The sequence below is a fragment of the Sphingomonas longa genome (assembly GCF_016892685.1).
In the GTDB taxonomy this organism is placed as follows: domain Bacteria; phylum Pseudomonadota; class Alphaproteobacteria; order Sphingomonadales; family Sphingomonadaceae; genus Sphingomonas; species Sphingomonas longa.
Genome location: NZ_JAFEMC010000005.1, coordinates 212,888 through 229,583, shown reverse-complemented (window position 1 = coordinate 229,583; position 16,696 = coordinate 212,888). Strand labels below are relative to the sequence as shown.

At 66.6% G+C, this 16,696-nt stretch carries 15 protein-coding genes; 8 read left to right on the top strand and 7 right to left on the bottom strand.

Annotated elements, in window-relative coordinates:
• Positions 1–355 precede the first annotated feature (355 nt).
• Positions 356–1,204, bottom strand: coding sequence for a hypothetical protein (locus ILT43_RS16415; protein ID WP_204200066.1), 849 nt, complete (start codon positions 1,202–1,204; stop codon positions 356–358).
• Between the two features lie 127 nt (positions 1,205–1,331).
• Positions 1,332–1,697, bottom strand: coding sequence for a glycine zipper 2TM domain-containing protein (locus ILT43_RS16410; protein WP_204200065.1), 366 nt, complete (start codon positions 1,695–1,697; stop codon positions 1,332–1,334).
• A gap of 90 nt (positions 1,698–1,787) precedes the next feature.
• On the opposite strand from ILT43_RS16410, the gene ILT43_RS16405 reads away from it, so the two are divergent.
• The gene (locus tag ILT43_RS16405; RefSeq protein ID WP_204200064.1) at positions 1,788–2,837 is read left to right on the top strand and encodes an esterase-like activity of phytase family protein; all 1,050 of its coding nucleotides are present in this window, start codon (positions 1,788–1,790) and stop codon (positions 2,835–2,837) included.
• A 76-nt stretch (positions 2,838–2,913) separates the two neighbouring features.
• Here the strand turns inward: ILT43_RS16405 and rpmB are convergent, their stop codons facing one another.
• Complete coding sequence (gene rpmB / locus ILT43_RS16400) at positions 2,914–3,213, bottom strand: 50S ribosomal protein L28 (protein ID WP_204200063.1); 300 nt, start codon at positions 3,211–3,213, stop codon at positions 2,914–2,916.
• Between the two features lie 156 nt (positions 3,214–3,369).
• On the opposite strand from rpmB, the gene ILT43_RS16395 reads away from it, so the two are divergent.
• Together ILT43_RS16395 and ILT43_RS16390 are read left to right on the top strand one after the other, a co-directional pair.
• Complete coding sequence (locus tag ILT43_RS16395) at positions 3,370–3,588, top strand: hypothetical protein (RefSeq protein WP_204200062.1); 219 nt, start codon at positions 3,370–3,372, stop codon at positions 3,586–3,588.
• A 61-nt stretch (positions 3,589–3,649) separates the two neighbouring features.
• Positions 3,650–4,078 (top strand): nucleoside deaminase, encoded by a 429-nt coding sequence (locus ILT43_RS16390; protein ID WP_204200156.1) that lies wholly within the window; start codon positions 3,650–3,652, stop codon positions 4,076–4,078.
• A 277-nt stretch (positions 4,079–4,355) separates the two neighbouring features.
• Here the strand turns inward: ILT43_RS16390 and ILT43_RS19605 are convergent, their stop codons facing one another.
• Positions 4,356–5,030, bottom strand: a complete 675-nt coding sequence (locus ILT43_RS19605; RefSeq protein ID WP_211534567.1) for a YiaD family glycine zipper/OmpA-like lipoprotein — start codon at positions 5,028–5,030, stop codon at positions 4,356–4,358.
• Positions 5,031–5,192: 162 nt separating this feature from the next.
• On the opposite strand from ILT43_RS19605, the gene ILT43_RS16380 reads away from it, so the two are divergent.
• Positions 5,193–6,491, top strand: coding sequence for a hemolysin family protein (locus ILT43_RS16380; RefSeq protein ID WP_204200060.1), 1,299 nt, complete (start codon positions 5,193–5,195; stop codon positions 6,489–6,491).
• Between the two features lie 326 nt (positions 6,492–6,817).
• Here the strand turns inward: ILT43_RS16380 and ILT43_RS16375 are convergent, their stop codons facing one another.
• The 3 genes from ILT43_RS16375 to purD all read right to left on the bottom strand — a co-directional run bounded on the left by ILT43_RS16375 (position 6,818) and on the right by purD (position 10,783).
• Positions 6,818–7,600, bottom strand: coding sequence for a hypothetical protein (locus ILT43_RS16375; RefSeq protein WP_204200059.1), 783 nt, complete (start codon positions 7,598–7,600; stop codon positions 6,818–6,820).
• A gap of 57 nt (positions 7,601–7,657) precedes the next feature.
• Positions 7,658–9,445 (bottom strand): vWA domain-containing protein, encoded by a 1,788-nt coding sequence (locus ILT43_RS16370; RefSeq protein WP_204200058.1) that lies wholly within the window; start codon positions 9,443–9,445, stop codon positions 7,658–7,660.
• A gap of 69 nt (positions 9,446–9,514) precedes the next feature.
• On the bottom strand, positions 9,515–10,783 hold the full coding sequence (purD, locus tag ILT43_RS16365; RefSeq protein ID WP_204200057.1) for a phosphoribosylamine--glycine ligase: 1,269 nt from the start codon (positions 10,781–10,783) through the stop codon (positions 9,515–9,517).
• On the opposite strand from purD, the gene xseA reads away from it, so the two are divergent.
• The 4 genes from xseA (at position 10,782) to ILT43_RS16345 (ending at position 16,672) form a co-directional block, all read left to right on the top strand.
• Positions 10,782–12,185, top strand: a complete 1,404-nt coding sequence (gene xseA / locus ILT43_RS16360) for an exodeoxyribonuclease VII large subunit (RefSeq protein WP_204200056.1) — start codon at positions 10,782–10,784, stop codon at positions 12,183–12,185. The genes purD and xseA overlap by 2 nt on opposite strands.
• Positions 12,186–12,203: 18 nt before the next feature.
• Positions 12,204–12,404 (top strand): DUF2093 domain-containing protein, encoded by a 201-nt coding sequence (locus ILT43_RS16355; RefSeq protein ID WP_239474902.1) that lies wholly within the window; start codon positions 12,204–12,206, stop codon positions 12,402–12,404.
• Positions 12,404–13,288 (top strand): M23 family metallopeptidase, encoded by an 885-nt coding sequence (locus tag ILT43_RS16350; protein ID WP_239474952.1) that lies wholly within the window; start codon positions 12,404–12,406, stop codon positions 13,286–13,288. Before ILT43_RS16355 ends, ILT43_RS16350 begins: the two co-directional genes overlap by 1 nt.
• 204 nt (positions 13,289–13,492) lie before the next feature.
• Positions 13,493–16,672 (top strand): TonB-dependent receptor, encoded by a 3,180-nt coding sequence (locus ILT43_RS16345; RefSeq protein ID WP_204200053.1) that lies wholly within the window; start codon positions 13,493–13,495, stop codon positions 16,670–16,672.
• The last annotated feature ends 24 nt before the right edge of the window (positions 16,673–16,696 follow it).

The following is a 16,696-nucleotide window of genomic DNA, read 5'->3' as shown; positions in this document are numbered from 1 at the left end:
CCGAACCGGTCGACGTCGAATGGCGGTGTGGCAATCGTGTGCATTGAGACGGTCGCACGCGATGACATGACGTTGAACCCACCGCTCCGTTCGCCTGAGCCTGTCGAAGGGCATGCGCCTCATCGGTGCTTCGACAGGCTCAGCACGAACGGTCCACGGGGATGTCATCAGGACCCCGCCGTAGAAGACCCCGACGCAAGCCGGGGCGACGTATCCAGGGCGGAGTTAGCCGGGCCAGTCACTGACTACCGTCGGCGCGCGGAGGTAAAAAGCAACCTGAAGTTCGCTTGCACCCGGAGCGGCCTCTCGAACTTGCCAAAGCCGGCGCGACCGGATTTCGGCGCGCAACGCCCGCCTATTTCCCGCCGCCACCGACGATCGTCGCCACGATCGAACTGCTCGTATTGACCGAGGCCCGGTTGCCCTGTCCGCTGTACAGGCCGCGCAGCACGCCACGATCGATCGCCGTCAACGTCGCCGGTGCCCGCGTATCGCCGTCCGGCGTGAACGTCGCAAGGATCGAGTCGCCCGCCGCCGCCAGCCCCGAGCGTCCGTCGGCGAGTCCCCTCATCGCGGCATAGTCGGCGATCTGCGTCGTATCGCGTCCCGCGACACTGGCCGCGTCGATGACGATATAGGCCGCGACGATATCGCGGCGGAACGAGAGCGCGACGCGGCTGGGGCTTTCGATCGCCAGTTCCGGCGGTCCGCCTGCACCAAGGTAGAGCGGCGTGCCGTCGCGGCTGCGGACCTCGGCTTCCACCCAGGCGCGGGCGGCGCCCGGCTCCGCGACGATCCGTCGGACGTCCGCCAGCGACTGCGCTGCGACGACCCCCTGCCGGCGACTGGCGAGCCGGCGTACCGTGACCCGCGAATCGGGGACGATCAGCACCAGCAGGTTCGGATCGCATCCGGGCTCGCCGACGCGCAAGCCGACCTCGTCGGCGATGACACCTATCCTGTCGACGATCGCCTGTGCGGACGGACGCGCGAGGCCGACGACGCCGGGGCACACCGGCACGGTGAAACGCGCAAGCGGGTGATCGAACGACAGCGGCGGCAGCACGCGCTCCACCTTCCGTCGGACCTCGTCCTTGGTCGCCGGACGTTCGCCCGTAACGATGATGTCGGGCGCGGGCACCGTCGGCGGCGCAACTGGCACTTGGGCCGCCACCTGCACCGACAGCATGATCGTGCGAAACATGCTTTCACCCGTAGCGCGCGGGCGTTGACATCGCAATGCAGGCGCACGCACAAGGGGGCCGGCCCCGCCAGGAACCGACCCCCCGCCCCCCAAACGCTACGCGGGGGGTACGCAACTGCCGCAGGCGTTAGCGGCGGCAGTATCCGGGACGATCCGACCGATCGATCTCGCGACCGGCGAGCCCGCCGAGCACCGCGCCGCCCAGCGTGCCGACCGTGCGGTCGCCACGGGTGTCGACGGTGCGGCCGAGCAGGCCGCCGGCAATGGCGCCGATGATGGCACCACCTGCGCCGTCCTTGCACCGCTGACGCCCGCGATAGTCGCGACGGTCGCGGTAATCGCGACGGTCGTAGCCGCGATAGGACTGGCCGTAACCGCGATCGTCGTAGCTGCGATAATGACGGCCGCGCTGCGCTTCGGCAGCGGTGGCGGGGATCAAGGCCGACGCGCCCATTGCGAGAGCGGCAGCGGCGAGGGAAAACTTCCTGAACATGTTTCTTACTCCCGTTTCTGGCCCGTCGGCGGGTTGTGGGCCCGTCGTCGATGAGAGGCTTTTCGCCGATTCGCGTTGAGCGGATACTGAATGCGTCCGTTATCGGCGGTTCAGGCTGGCGGCGCGGGGAGTGTCCGCTATGGCCGGCGGGTGCGACGCTCCGTTCTACTGGCCACGATCGTCCTGTTCCCTCTCGCGGTGCTGCCACGGTGGACGACGCTGGAACGGCGCTCGGTGCCCGCAGGCCAACTCTCGGTCACGGCGGAACGCGTGCCACTCGATGCCCACGATCCGGCGCGCCGACGCGTCGGCTGCCTCGATTATCTGGGCGGTGTCGCCCTGACCGGCAGCGACCGCACATTCGGCGGCTTCTCCGCGCTCGGGGTCCGTGGCGACCGGTTTACGATGATCGGCGACGGGGGGCAGGTGCTCCGGTTTCGGATGGGCGCCGACTGGACGCCGCGCGACATCCTGTTCGAGGATTTGCCCGGTGGCCCTGCCAGCGGCTGGGAAAAACGCCACCGCGACGCCGAGTCGCTTGCGATCGATCCCGTCACGGACCGCGCGTGGGTGGGGTATGAGGGTTATAACCAGATCTGGCGCTATACGCCCGGCTTCCGCCGCGGCGATCGCGGCATCGCGCCGGCGGCGATGCGCGACTGGAGCGACAATGGCGGGATCGAGTCGTTCGCTCGTCTGGCCGATGGCCGTTTCGCCGCGATCTCCGAATCACCACCGCGCGAAGTGGGAGCGCGGCTGCGGATGGGGCTGGTCTGGCCTGGCGATCCGACGCGGACCCGGCCGGCGTTCCGATTCGGCTATGCCCCGACCAACGATCACGACGATCCGTCGGACATGACCCAATTGCCCGATGGCCGCCTGCTGATCCTGGAGCGGGGGTTCACATTGCCCTTTTTTTGGTCGCTCCGCGTCGGAATCGTGGATCTACCGTCGATTCGGCCAGCAGCGCGCGTGCAGGCGCGGCCGATCGGCGTCCTCGCCGCGCCGCTCATCACGGACAATTTCGAAGGCGTCGCCGCTCGGCGGGAGGGCGATTCGACCGTCGTCTGGCTGGTGTCGGACGATAATCACCTGCCGATCCAGCGCACCCTGCTGCTGAAGTTCCGGCTGACCTGCTAGCGGATCAGGCCGGACACGCCGAAAGGCCCGCGCATACCGTGATGCGCGGGCCTTTCGTGACCCTAGGGGACGCGCGTTACGCTGCGACGTCGGTCGTGGCGCGCTTCTTGACGATGTTGCGCTTCAGGCGGCGGCAACGCAGCGACAGCTTGTCGTCGCTGGTCTTCACCAGCCAATTGTCCAGACCGCCATTGTGCTCGACCGAGCGCAGGCCGTGCGTCGACACGCGCAGGCGGACGCCCTGTTCCAGCGCGTCGGAGATCAGCGTGACGTTCTGCAAATTGGGCAGGAACGTGCGCTTGGTCTTGTTGTTGGCGTGGGAAACGTTGTTACCCACCTGCCGGCCCTTGCCGGTCAGCTCGCAAATGCGCGACATGATGACTACCTTATCTCGGTGTTGGCCTGGTTTTCGGGTCGGCCCGGAAAGGTCGCGCTCGTATCGGGCAACGGTCGATCCGTCAAGCTTCCACCCGTGCAACGCTTGTCGACGAGGCGCGTTGTTACGCCATCGAATCGGATGGGAGAGACGAGAATGCGCGCGCTGTTGGTCCTGGTTGCAATCGCCGTGCTGGTGGTCGCCGGTCTGCTCTACTTCAACATCGTCTCGATCGACCAGACGCAACGCGGCGTCGTGCAGGCACCCAAGTTCGAGGCCGATGTCGCGCGGGTGTCGCTGGGTACGGAGAACAAGACCGTGGCGGTGCCGACGATCAACGTCGAGCGTCCGGCGAACGCACAAGCCCCGAACTGAGCCTTGCAGGGGAGGGGACCTCTCGCGCATGACGCCGGCGATGTTCCCGCTCCCTGAACCGATGCGCACCGCGCTCGCCGCCGCTCGCGATGCGGCGGCGGCGGGGGAGGTGCCCGTCGGCGCGGTGGTGATGCGCGATGGCGAGGCGCTGGCTGTTGCCGGAAATGCGCCACGGCGACTGAGCGATCCGACGGCGCATGCGGAGATGCTGGCGATTCGCGCGGCGGCGTCGGTGCTCGGCCGCGAGCGGCTGGAGGATTGCGACCTCTGGGTAACGCTGGAGCCCTGCGCGATGTGCGCGGGTGCGATCGCGCATGCGCGGATCCGGCGGCTTTATTACGGCGCTCCCGACGCGAAGGGCGGGGCGGTCGAGCACGGACCGCGGCTGTTCGGCCAGCCGACCTGTCATCACCGGCCGGACGTATATGCAGGCATCGGTGAGCGTGAAGCCGGCGAGTTGCTCCGGGAGTTCTTCGCCGCACGACGGTGATGCAGGTCTTGGAGAACCCGCCGCGTGCCCCACGCACGTCTTTCTCCAACGGGATCGCAGCGAAACAGCGCCGCTTCCCTTCGGTAATACCCCACCCCGGCGGAGGCCGGGGTCCAATAGGGTAGCGGTTTCCGGAATATTACTCCGGGTAACCCGACTGGACCCGGCCTTCCGCGATGGCTGAAGAGAATCTCGAACCGACCCTCCCAGGGAACCGTACCCCGACCACGGACTTGCGCCCCGATAAGCCAAGCCGCCACCCCGACCCGCGCCGGCCCTACTGCCGCAAATCGTTCTGCGTGATCGGCACGATCTTCACTTCGACGCGTCGATTCGCCGCGCGGCCTGCATCGGTGTCGTTCGGTTCGATCGGCTGCGTCTCGCCATAGCCGCGGGTACCGATCCGCGCCTGCTGCACGCCCTGCGACGCCAGATAATTGGCTACCGACAGCGCGCGGCGTTCCGACAGGGTCTGGTTATACGCATCGCTGCCGGTCGAATCGGTGTGGCCGTACACGTCGATATAGGTTTGGTTATACTCGGCCAGCGTCGACGCGACCTGATCCAGCGTCCGCTTGAACTGCGGCTGCACATCGGCGCTGTCATAGGCGAAGGTGATGCCCGACGGGATATTCAGCACCAGATCGTCGCCGCGGCGGATCACCTGAACGTCGGTGCCGGCGGTGCGGGCCCGCAACTCACGCTCCTGTTTGTCCATGTACGCGCCGATGCCGGCCCCGGCGAGGCCGCCGATGCCCGCGCCCAGGATCTTCTCGGTGCGGTCGCGCCGGCCGCCGACCAGATCGCCCAGCAGGTACCCGCCCAGTGCGCCGCCGATGCCGCCGATCGCGGTCTTGCTGATCGTGCGCTGCCCCGTCTCCGGATCGGTGACGCAGGCGGTGGTGGTCAGCAGCGCGGTCAGGCTGGCGAGCAGTAACGGACGGGTCTTCATGGGCGATTCCCTCTTTTGCGATCTCGGCAGGTGAACCCTGCGCATGCCCCCTTGTTCCGGTTGCGCACTGAACCGAAGCTGACCCCGAAGTCGCCTGACCCATATCGTGACATGAACGGTTGTGGCGGCCGGATCATCCCGGCTAAGGAAGCACCCAAGCCGATGGCACTTCCTCCCTTTCCCTGGATTGATGTCTTCATCATCCTGGCGCTCGTAGCGCTGAACGGCGTGTTCGCGATGAGCGAGCTCGCCCTGGTCTCCTCGCGCAAGGCACGGCTGGAGGCGATGGCCCGCTCCGGCAAGCGCGGCGCGCGCGCGGCGATGACGCTGTCCGCCGATCCCGGCAAGTTCCTGTCGACGGTGCAGATCGGCATCACCCTGATCGGCATCATCGCAGGCGCCTATTCCGGTGCCAGCCTCGGCACGCCGACGGCCGCGCGGTTGCAGATGCTGGGCATGTCCGCGGAAACCGCGTCGACGGTCGGCTATGCGCTGGTGATCGCGCTGACGACCTATGCGTCGCTGATCGTCGGCGAACTCGTTCCCAAGCAGTTCGCGTTGCGCTCGCCGGAGACGGTTGCGGCATTGGTCGCGGTGCCGATGGGTTGGCTCGCGATCCTGACCGCGCCGCTGGTCTGGCTGCTCGACAAGTCGAGCGCGCTGATCTTCCATCTGTTGCGCCTCGATCGCGAGAACGAGGATCAGGTGACGGCGGAAGAACTGCACCTGATCGTCGCGGAGGCGTCGAAGTCGGGCGTGATCGAGGAGCATGAGCGATCGATCATCTCCGGCGTCGTCCGCCTTGCCGACCGGCCGGTGCGCGAGATCATGACGCCGCGGACGGAGGTCGACTGGCTCGACCTCGACGCCGGTGACGACGCGCTGCGCGCCAAGCTGATGGCCAGCCAGCATACCCGCCTGCCGGTGGCGCGCGGGTCGATCGATGCGGTCGAGGGTGTGGTGCAGTCGCGCGACATCGCCGCGACGCTGCTGCGCGGCGAACCGCTCGATCTCGCCAAGTTGATGCGCAAGGCGCCGGTCGTCATCGACGTCATCGATGCGCCGGATGCGCTGTTGGCGCTGCGTCAGGCGGAGGTGCCGATGGCGCTCATCCACGACGAATACGGCCATTTCGAAGGCATCGTCACGCCCGCCGACCTGTTGTCCGCGATCGGCGGCACCTTCGCCTCGGACGCGGACCCCGACGAAGCCCCGCCGGTGGTCGAACGTGACGACGGATCGCTGCTGGTCGCGGGCACCGCGTCGGCGGACGCGCTGGCGGAACGGCTCGGCATCGACCTGCCCGAGGACCGCGACTACGCCACCGCCGCCGGCCTCGCCCTTGCCGCGTTCCGCCATTTGCCGCTGGAGGGCGAAAGCTTCGTCGAACAGGGCTGGCGGTTCGAGGTCGTCGATCTCGATGGTCGCCGCATCGACAAGCTGCTCGTCAGCGCGGTGTAGGGCACGGGGGCTGACCGCGATCGCGCCGTCGGCAGCATTCGAGCGACGGTCTACGTTGTGCCGGGCCCGTCCCGACTTCCACCGTTCAGTAAGTCCGACGCCTGCGGGCTAGTGGATGCCGGGACGAGCCCGGCATGACGAGAGGCGCACGCACTCGATCGCCGGTATATCGAACAAGAGGTGTCGAGGGCGGCAGGACGCGTCACGCTGTCCTACAACCCTCACATCGGCTATACCGCGGCTCGCTCCTTGAACTCGCCGGTACACCCCAAAAGCGCGCATGCCGAAAGATGCGCGTTGGACTAACCTTAGCCTAACCTTCCGATCTAAAGCCGGCCGAACGCCGCCTCGAAACCAGCCCGGTCGCCCGCCGACAGCAGGCGCGCCTGCTCGATCCAGCGATCCCGGCTCATCCGACCCCGGAACGCGCCGAGCTCGGCATCCAGCGCCTCCGCCTCGGCATCCGTCAGCGCAGCGATCTGACCCACGGTCGTGACGCCGAGCTCCGACAGTCGTGCCGCGACTTTCGGGCCGAGACCCTTCAGGGTCGTCACCGGCGCATCCGCCGACACCGGCGTCGCGGCGTCACGCTTGACGAGGTCCGGACCCGGCAAGTCGCCTGCGAGCGTCGCCGGGCTGGCGTCCAGCGGCGCGGCGGCCGGAATCGGCTCGTCCGATAGCGACGTATGATCCGCCGGCTGGGGATCGGCCGGCCGGGGATCGACCGCCAGCGGATCGACTGCGGGAAGGCGATCGGCAGGCGGCGTCACGACCGGCATGGGCTCGGTCGCGAAGGGCTGTGCGGATGTTTGCGACTGCGTCTGGACCTGCTCGACTGCCGGTGAGGGCGGAGGCGGCGTAACGCTCACCTCCTGACCTGCGACAGGCGCAGGCGCGGCCGGTTCGATACCCGCCTGCTCCGCATTGCGTTCGACCTGGATTTCAGCCCGGCGTCGTGCCCGCTTGCGCCGCGCGCCGATGACGATGACCGCCACCGCGGCAAGGGCGATCAGGACGATCAGCACGAGGTGGATCGTCGTGATGACCCCCGTGCCGTCGGGCAGCAGGCTGGAGCCGGGTGCGGAGGTGGCGGCGCTGGTCTCGTTCATAACACCGTGTCTAACCCGCCGTTCCGACACCTGCGAGTGCTAATCCGCGCACACCGCTCAGTCGCCCCCACCGGACCGGCCCGCGCCGCGATCTGCCAGCCGGGTGAGTTGCCCGAACTCCTGCCGCCAGTAATCCGGTGCATCGCCGGCCAGCCGTCGGATATCTTCGAAGCTATATTGCTCCAGTAGAGGGTCGTCGCGCAGCCGCTGCCCGTAGGCCGCGACCGCCACCGCGAAGGCCATGTCCCCTGCCGGTAGCACCGCCCGGCGCAGCGATGCCGCGGACACGGGCCGATCCATCTCGCGCGACGCCCCGCCAGCGGGCAGCTTGTAGCGCAACCGGACATAGGCCATCTCGCCGCCCGACCCTGATCCTGGCGTGGCGGCGGCCCGATTGGCGGCATAGCGCCGCGGTTCGGTCCAACCCTTCGCGCCCACGGGCACGACCTCGTACAGCGCCGTCACCTGATGGCCCGCGCCCATGTCGCCGGCATCGACCGCATCGTTCGTGAAATCCTCGTCCCGCAGCGCCCGATTCTCATACCCGATCAACCGATACTGAGCGACGACGGCTGGGTTGAATTCGACCTGCACCTTCACGTCCTTGGCGATCGTGACGAGCGTCGCGGCCATCTCCTGGCCCAGCACCTTCTCGGCCTCCATCGCGCTGTCGATATAGGCGTAGTTGCCGTTGCCGACATCGGCGATGCGCTCCATCATCGCCTCGTTGTAGTTGCCGGTCCCGAACCCCAGCGTGGTCAGCGTGATGCCGTCGTCGCGGTTGCGCTTGACCATCGCCTCGATCGCGTCGTTGCTGGCCACGCCTACGTTGAAGTCCCCGTCCGTCGCCAGCAGGATGCGATTGACGCCGTTCCTGATGAAGCCCGCGCGCGCCGTGGCATAGGCCAGTTCCAGCCCCTGTCCGCCGGCGGTGCTGCCGCCCGCCGACAGGCACGACAGCGCGGCCTTGACGTAGTCCGCGCTCGACGTGGGATCGAGCACGATGCCCGCCGCGCCGGCATAGACGACGATCGACACCCGGTCGCGGGGGGTCAGCCGATCGGCGAGCCCGGACAATGCCGCCTTCACCAGCGGCAGCTTGTCGGGGCTGGCCATCGATCCCGATACGTCGACCAGAAACACCAGATTGACGGGCGGTCGTGTGGCCGTCGTCACGTCGTAGCCGCGCAGGCCGATCCGCAGCAGCCGCGTATCCGCATTCCACGGCGTCCGCGCGACATTTGTCGTGACGCTGAACGGCTGTGCGGCATCAGTCGGTCGCGGATAGTCGTAGCGGAAATAGTTGATGAGTTCCTCGGTCCGGACCGCTTCCGCCGGAACCGGTTGCCCCTCCTTCAGAAAGCGGCGGACGTTGGCATAGGATCCCGTGTCGACGTCGACCGAAAAGGTGGAGACGGGCGTATCGGCGACGCTGTGGACGGCGGCCACCGCGTTCCCGGCATAGCGTTCGGTGTTGCCGGGGGCACCATAGGGTGCGGGTCCGCGGATCATCGTCGGCGGGATAATAGCCGAGGAAGTGACCCGCGATGCGCCGGTGACGATGATCTCGCTGTTCGTGGCGGCCGGCGACGGGGAGGGGGGCGGTGGCGGTGGCGGCGGTGGCGGCGGCGGCGGTGGGGCGATGGGCGCTCCCGGTGCAAACTGCACCAGGTCGGATCGGTCATCACCGATACGGCAGTGCACCGGTGATCGCGTGTCGGGGTGGCGGGCGATCGTTCTGGTCGCTCCGCCGGTCCGCTGAAGCAGCGACGACGATAACGGCGGCGGGGCCGCCGACGTGGTGACCAGCAGCGAGGCGGCGGCGACGGCGGCACGAAGACGCATGATGAACCCTCCCGGCGCAACGAGTCGACCCGCGCCTCGATGCAACATTGTCACATCGCCGGTAAGCGATCAACGCGTCTCCCGCTCCACCTCGCGCCAGCCGATGTCGGTGCGGTGAAAACCGCCCTCGACCGCCAGCGCCGCGACGCCGCGATAGGCGGCGGCCTGCGCCGCGGCGACGCTGTCGCCCAGCGCCGTCACCGCCACGACCCGCCCGCCGCTCGTCCGCAGCGTGTCGCCATCGGCGCGGGTCCCCGCCTGGAACACGAACGTGCCGGTCGCCTCCGCTTCGGCCAGCCCTTCGATCCGCCCGCCGGTTCGCGGCGCGGCGGGATATCCCGCCGCCGCGACGACGACGGTCAAGGCCGATCGGCCGGAGAAGACCGGCGGCGCAACTTCTGCCAGCGTGCCGGTGGCGCAGGCGAGCATCACCTGCACGAGATCGCCCTCGAACCGCGGCATCAGCACCTGCGCCTCCGGATCGCCGAAGCGGGCGTTGTATTCGATCAACTTCGGTCCGCTCCGCGTCAGCATCAGCCCGGCATAAAGGACGCCGACAAACGGCATTCCCTCGGCCGCCAGCGCCTCCACGGTAGGACGGACGATGGTATCGATCGCCAGCGCCTCGAGTTCTGGCGTCAGCACGCGGGCCGGGCTGTACGCGCCCATGCCGCCGGTGTTCGGGCCAGTATCGCCGTCGCCGACCCGCTTGTGATCCTGTGCCGATCCGAACGGCATCAGCGTCCGGCCGTCGGTCAGGACGAACAGGCTGGCTTCCTCACCGTCGAGGAACTCCTCGATCACCGCCTCGCCTCCGTCGTCCGCAAACAGGTCGGCGATCGCGGCGATCGCCTCGTCCTTCGTCATCGCCACGGTCACGCCCTTGCCCGCCGCCAGCCCGTCCGCCTTGATGACAACCGGTAGGCCGAAGGTTCCCCCCAGCGCCGCTTCCGCCGTCGCGCGGTCGGTGACGCGGATGTACCCTGCGGTCGGGATGCCCGCGCGCGCACACAAATCCTTGGTAAAGCCCTTCGACCCCTCCAGCTGCGCAGCCGCTCTGGAAGGGCCGAACACCGGCACATCGGCTGTACGCAGCGAATCGGCGAGCCCGTCGACCAGCGGTGCCTCCGGCCCGATCACGACAAGGCCGATCGCATGGTCGCGACAGAAACCGACGACGGCGGCGTGGTCGGTCGCGTCCATGGCCACGATCGTCGCATGCCCTGCGATGCCGGGGTTGCCCGGTGCGGCATACAGCGTATCCAGTGACTTGGACTGGGCCAGCTTCCACGCCAATGCGTGTTCGCGCCCCCCCGAGCCCAATAGCAGGACGTTCATGCCAGACCCCTTTTCCGATGAAGCCCGGCTCGTAGCGGAGGCCGTGCCCGGCGACAACGCGCTCGCGCTGTCGGTCGGGGAGCTGTCGATGAAGCTGAAGCGGATGGTGGAGGGCGAATTCGGCCATGTCCGCCTGCGCGGCGAGATCAGCGGCTACAAGCGCGCCGCGTCGGGCCATGCCTATCTCTGCCTGAAGGACGAGGCGGCAGTGATCGACGGCGTGATGTGGAAGGGCGCGGCGTCTGGCCTCGCCTTCAGCCCGCAGGACGGGATCGAGGTGATCGCGACCGGCAAGCTCACCACCTACCCCGGCCGTTCCAAATATCAGGTCGTGATAGAGCGGATGGAGCTGGCCGGTGCCGGCGCGCTGATGGCCCTGTTCGAGAAGCTGCGCGCCAAGCTGGCGGCGGAGGGCCTGTTCGACCGCGACCGCAAACAGCCGCTGCCGTTCATGCCGCGCGTCATCGGCGTCGTGACCTCCCCGACCGGCGCGGTGATCCGCGACATCCTCCATCGGCTGGAGGATCGTTGCCCGACGCATGTTGTCGTGTGGCCGGTGAAGGTGCAGGGCGAGGGTGCGGCGGGGGAGGTCGCCGCAGCGGTGCGCGGCTTCGACGCCTTGCCCGCTGACGGACCGGTACCGCGCCCCGACCTCGTCATCGTCGCGCGCGGCGGCGGCTCGATCGAGGACCTGTGGGCCTTCAACGAGGAGGTCGTGGTCCGCGCCGTCGCCGACTGTTCGATCCCGATCATCTCCGCGGTCGGCCACGAGACCGATACCAGTCTGTGTGATCACGCCGCCGACCTGCGCGCGCCGACGCCGACCGCAGCCGCGGAGATCGCGGTGCCGGTGATTGCCGACCTGCGCCTGACCGTCGCCAGCCACCACCAGCGGATCGAGCGCTGCGCCCGCCGCTATGTCGACTATGGCCGTCAGAGGCTGGACGGACTGGCGCGGCTGCTGCCGAAGCGGGAGGCGCTGCTCGGACCCCAGCGGCAGCGCGCCGACGATGCGGCGCAGCGGCTGGACCGGGGATTGGAGCGGCGCGTGGTTGCGGCGCGGGGTACGCTCGACCGGGCGGCCGGGGCGTTGCGGCCAGCGGTGCTGGAGCGGCAGGTGGCCTCCGCGCGGGACCGGCTGACGGCGACGTGGCGGCTCGTCCAGACGCTCAACCCCGATAACGTGCTGGAGCGCGGCTATGCCCGCATCACCGCCAGCGACGGCGGCGCGACCCTGTCGTCCAGCGCGGCGGCGAAGGCGGCCGGCGCGGTGACGCTGCGCTTCCGGGATGGTGCGGTCGATGCGCGGGTGGATGGTGCGCCCTCCGCACCACGCCCGCGGGTTGAGCGCGGTGGGACCCGCGCCTATGTCGCTCCCGATGCGCAGCCGACGCTGCTCTGATCCGGAAAGTCTCCTGAGATGCTGATGTCCAACACCGACCGGCCTGCGCGCCTCCACTATATGGCGAACGGTTTCCGCGTGTTGTCGCCGGGCGATCACGTCGTCTGCGCGGTGACCGGTGCTCGCATCCGGTTGGAGGACCTGCGCTATTGGAGCGTGGGCGAGCAGGCTGCCTATGCCTCCGCGGCGATCGCCAGCGAGGCGCTTGCGCCGCAATGATGCGGACTTGGTGTATCGCGATGTTGGTCGGCGTATCGACCGGGTGTGTGGGCGCGCCGGTCGTCGTCGAGCCAGACCCCGCTCCCGCGACGCCACCGTCCGCCCAAGCCCCGGTGCCGGCGCCGCGCCTGACGGTCGGCGGACAGGCCATGCAAGGCGGCATCCTGCGTGGCACCGCATTGGGCGGTATACTGACGCTGGACGGTCGGCCGGTGGCGGTCGCCGCGGACGGCGCGTTCCTGATCGCGTTCGACCGCGATGCCGGACCGGCGGCGCTGCTGCTGCTGACTTCGCCGGACGGTACCCGGATGGAGCGCCCCATCTCGGTTGCACCGCGCGACTGGCCGATCGAACGGGTGGACGCTCCTTACCGTGCCGGCAAGACGGACGCCGAGTTCGCGGCACTCCGACCCGGCGAACTCGCCCAGATCGTCGCCGCGCGGGCGATGGTCACCGACGCCAAAGGCTGGCGCCAGGATCTGCATTGGCCCGCGGCGGGGCGACTGTCGGGCCGGTTCGGCGCCCAACGCGTGTATCAGGGCAAGCCCGGCAGCTATCATGGCGGGGCGGATGTCGCCGTTCCCACCGGCACCGTCGTGACCGCTCCGGCGGACGGCGTCGTGATTTTGGCGGCGGCACGACCCTTCACGCTGGAAGGGCATCTGCTGATGCTTGATCACGGTGCCGGCCTGAACAGCGCGCTGCTGCATCTATCCCGGATTGATGTCGCGGTGGGACAACGCGTGCGGCAGGGTCAGCCGATCGGCCTGTCGGGAGCTACCGGCCGTGCAACCGGCCCGCACCTTCACTGGAGCCTGCAATGGCAGGGCGCCAAGCTCGACCCGCTGCTGATCGCCGGCTCACCGCCACCCGTTGCTCGTTGAACGGGCAGGTTCTTCAGGCGTGATCGCCGCATGGGCAGCAAACCCGGCTCTGTAGCAGGTGGATGTGGCTTTCACGTTACACCCACCGTTCAAACTTGAACCCATTGTGAATGCCCGCCTTTACACAAGGCAACTTGTCCCGTCATCTTCCCTTCATGTTCCAATTCGCAGCGCCGACAGGCGTTCGGGGAGGAGCGCTCAGGCATGGCGCGGACTGCAAAGCAGCCGTTGCCGTCGCAGCAAAGGGGATGGCTTCACGTGACCAACAATTTCGATTTCGCACGCAAGATGCTGCGCGGCGGTACCGCGCTACACGCGCTGGCGCTGCTCGGCGCCGGTGTCGGCGCGGTGGGCATGGTTGCTCCGGCGGCGGCGCAAGATTACACGAACGTCACAGCGTCTGGCCGCGTTCAGGGAACAAGCGGCCAAGGTATTGGCGGGGCGACTATCGAGGTCAGGTCGGATGATCAGGGTTTCACGCGAAGCGTCGTAACCGACGCCTCCGGATCTTTCCGGGTCGCGCAGCTGCCTCAAGGCAGCTACACCTTCACAGTCACAGCCCCTGGCTTCCAGTCCTATACGGAAGCCGGCATTCAGTTGACCTTGCAGCGCGCCGCTAACCAGTTCACGCTGCAGCCGGAAGGTGCCGAGGCGGGCGGCGATATCATCGTGACGGCCGGCCGCGTTCAGGTCGCCGATTTTAGCCGCAACACGGTGGGTACTGTCATCAACGTGGGCGAACTGGCAACCCGGGTGCCCGTTGCCCGCGATATCAGTTCCATCGTTCAGCTATCGCCCGGAACGACGGCCGGCGATACGGCATTCGGCAATCTGCCGAACGTATCGGGTTCTTCCGTGGCCGAGAACGCGTTCTTTGTGAACGGCCTCAACGTCACGAACTTTCGGACCGGCTTGGGTGCCGTCACGATTCCTTTCGATTTCTACCAGTCGGTCGAAATCAAGAACGGCGGCTTCCAGGCTGAGTTTGGCCGCGCGACCGGTGGCATCATCAATGCCGTATCAAAATCGGGATCGAACGAGTTCCACGGTGGGATCACGTTCAACTGGGAGGTGAATGATCTTCTCAGCAATTCTCCAAATACTTTGGTACGCGACAATGATGCGCGGGAGTTCGACCGGAAGGATACAATAGTTCAGCTCTCCGGTCCGATCATCAAGGACCGGCTGTTCTTCTACGGTTTGTACAATGCCCGCAACGTGACGTCATCCACGGCCGTGACGGCCTTGGGTGGCGGTACGCTCCAGAACCCGACCATCGTGGGCAGCCAGTATTTTCGCGAGAAGCAGTCCAGCCCGTATTATGCGTTTAAGGTTGATGCCATCATTACCGACGGCCATCGCCTAGAAGGCACGTTCTTCGACACGCGTAATTTGGTTACGCGCGATGTATTTGGCACCCCGGCAAGCGGTCGCCGTTACAATCCTACGACGAACGACCCAGGCGCGTACGACTCGACGACAGTGTTCCGCACCGGTGGTATCAACTACGTCGGTCGATACACAGGAACGTTCGCCCCGTGGATCACAGTTTCTGGTGCATATGGCCAGAACAAGGATCGGGACACGACCGAGCCAAGTGACTCGAGCTTGTCAAGTGTGGTCGATACCCGTGGAGGCCTGAACAACTCTATCGGTAGCCCAATCGCAAACTCGGAGACCAACTACGACAGGCGCGAATTCTATCGCGGTGACGTGGACCTGTTCTTCAATCTCTTTGGGTCGCATCACGTCCGTGGTGGCTATGACCGGGAGAACCTCCGGTCGGACATCGTCACCCAGGCCAATGGCATCGGACAGGTTACTCTCGCCGATGGATCGTCCGACGATCAATATGGCATCACGACGGGGCAGTATGCGGTCGTGCGCTTCTTCCGGAACGGCGGAACGTTCCGTTCCGCGAACGAAGCGTTTTACATCCAGGACGAGTGGTCGATGTTCAACAGCCGCCTTAACGTCCAAGCTGGTTTGCGTAATGATCGTTTTACCAATCGCACGATCGATGGAACGCCATATTATCGGTCCGGCAATCAATGGGGTCCACGGCTGGGACTGAGCGGCGATCCGCTCGGCGACGGGTCGACGAAAGTTTATGGTTCGTTCGGACGTTACTTCCTTCCGATCGCAGCAAGCACTAACAACCGGTTGGGCGGCGCCGAACTGGATCAAGAGCGGGTGTTCCGCTTCAGCGGGCTGACTGCCGCCAATCAGCCGATCTTGGGCGCGCAGCTAACCCCGGATGGCAGCCGGCCGTGCCTGGAAGGATTGGCCGGGTCCTGTGTGATCCGCAATGATGGGCAGCCGGGCGACCCGACCTCGCTCATTGCGGGTAACCTGGAGTCGCAATCTGTCGACGAATACATCATCGGCTTTGAGCGGCGGGTCGGAAAGTTCCGTTTCAATGTTTTCGGGACATGGCGCGATCTCAATGCGAGCTTGGAAGACTCAGCAGTTGATCCGGCGGTTCGGGCCTATTGCACGGCCAACAACCTCAACGGAGCGAATGCCGATGGCAGTACGTGCCAGTCCATCTTTAGCGGCACTCACCAGTACGTTCTGATCAATCCCGGTAACAACGCGGTCGTCACTCTCAGCGATCCGGTTAACGGGGAGACGAGCCTACGCACCGTCGAGTTGTCGGCTGCGGCCTTGGGTTATCCGCGGGCCCAGCGCCGTTACCGGGCAATGACGTTCCAGGTTCAGCGTGACTTCGACGGAAAGTGGGGCGGCGAATTCTCGTACACCTACTCTTCTAACGTCGGAAACACCGAGGGTGGCGTTCGTTCGGATAACGGTCAGGATGATACCGGTGCGACCGTCGACTTCGACCTTCCTGGTCTGGCCGACGGCACGTATGGCTACTCGCCGAATCACCGTGCTCACAATTTCAAGTTGTTCGGGTCCTACGCTCCTACCGAGTGGCTTACGCTTGGCCTTAACGCCCAGATTGTATCACCTCGTAAGTTCGGCTGTTTGGGAACGGTTCCAGCTTCCCGGGATCGGGACGCGTCGCTCTTCTATGGAGCGAACGGGACTTATTGTAATCTGAACTCCGACGGCTCGGTTCGAACCAATCCGGCGGCGCCAGGTGAAGTACTACCTCCGCGTCAGATCGTGCGCCGCGGCACGGCGTTCAATTCGGAGTGGCTGTATAATTTGAACCTTGATGCCACCTTGAAGGTGCCTTCAGATTTGTTCGATGGCTTCCTGCGCGTATCGGTGCTGAACGTCTTCAACATGTCGCAGGCACTCGACTATCAGGAAGTCGGGACGACAGGTGGCGGTGCGCCGCGCGCCGATTACCGCGCGATCACCGGCTATCAGGCACCGCGATCGGTTCGCGTGCAGTTCGGTGTGAACTTCTAAAAACTAGCTTCCGTCGTTTACAAG

Bases quoted from the DNA above. Each gene is read 5' to 3' on its own strand.
- ILT43_RS16415 (WP_204200066.1), bottom strand. From the start codon at position 1,204: ATGTTTCGCACGATCATGCTGTCGGTGCAGGTGGCGGCCCAAGTGCCA.
- ILT43_RS16410 (WP_204200065.1), bottom strand. From the start codon at position 1,697: ATGTTCAGGAAGTTTTCCCTCGCCGCTGCCGCTCTCGCAATGGGCGCG.
- ILT43_RS16405 (WP_204200064.1), top strand. From the start codon at position 1,788: ATGCGTCCGTTATCGGCGGTTCAGGCTGGCGGCGCGGGGAGTGTCCGC.
- rpmB (WP_204200063.1), bottom strand. From the start codon at position 3,213: ATGTCGCGCATTTGCGAGCTGACCGGCAAGGGCCGGCAGGTGGGTAAC.
- ILT43_RS16395 (WP_204200062.1), top strand. From the start codon at position 3,370: ATGCGCGCGCTGTTGGTCCTGGTTGCAATCGCCGTGCTGGTGGTCGCC.
- ILT43_RS16390 (WP_204200156.1), top strand. From the start codon at position 3,650: ATGCGCACCGCGCTCGCCGCCGCTCGCGATGCGGCGGCGGCGGGGGAG.
- ILT43_RS19605 (WP_211534567.1), bottom strand. From the start codon at position 5,030: ATGAAGACCCGTCCGTTACTGCTCGCCAGCCTGACCGCGCTGCTGACC.
- ILT43_RS16380 (WP_204200060.1), top strand. From the start codon at position 5,193: ATGGCACTTCCTCCCTTTCCCTGGATTGATGTCTTCATCATCCTGGCG.
- ILT43_RS16375 (WP_204200059.1), bottom strand. From the start codon at position 7,600: ATGAACGAGACCAGCGCCGCCACCTCCGCACCCGGCTCCAGCCTGCTG.
- ILT43_RS16370 (WP_204200058.1), bottom strand. From the start codon at position 9,445: ATGCGTCTTCGTGCCGCCGTCGCCGCCGCCTCGCTGCTGGTCACCACG.
- xseA (WP_204200056.1), top strand. From the start codon at position 10,782: ATGCCAGACCCCTTTTCCGATGAAGCCCGGCTCGTAGCGGAGGCCGTG.
- purD (WP_204200057.1), bottom strand. From the start codon at position 10,783: ATGAACGTCCTGCTATTGGGCTCGGGGGGGCGCGAACACGCATTGGCG.
- ILT43_RS16355 (WP_239474902.1), top strand. From the start codon at position 12,204: ATGCTGATGTCCAACACCGACCGGCCTGCGCGCCTCCACTATATGGCG.
- ILT43_RS16350 (WP_239474952.1), top strand. From the start codon at position 12,404: ATGCGGACTTGGTGTATCGCGATGTTGGTCGGCGTATCGACCGGGTGT.
- ILT43_RS16345 (WP_204200053.1), top strand. From the start codon at position 13,493: ATGGCGCGGACTGCAAAGCAGCCGTTGCCGTCGCAGCAAAGGGGATGG.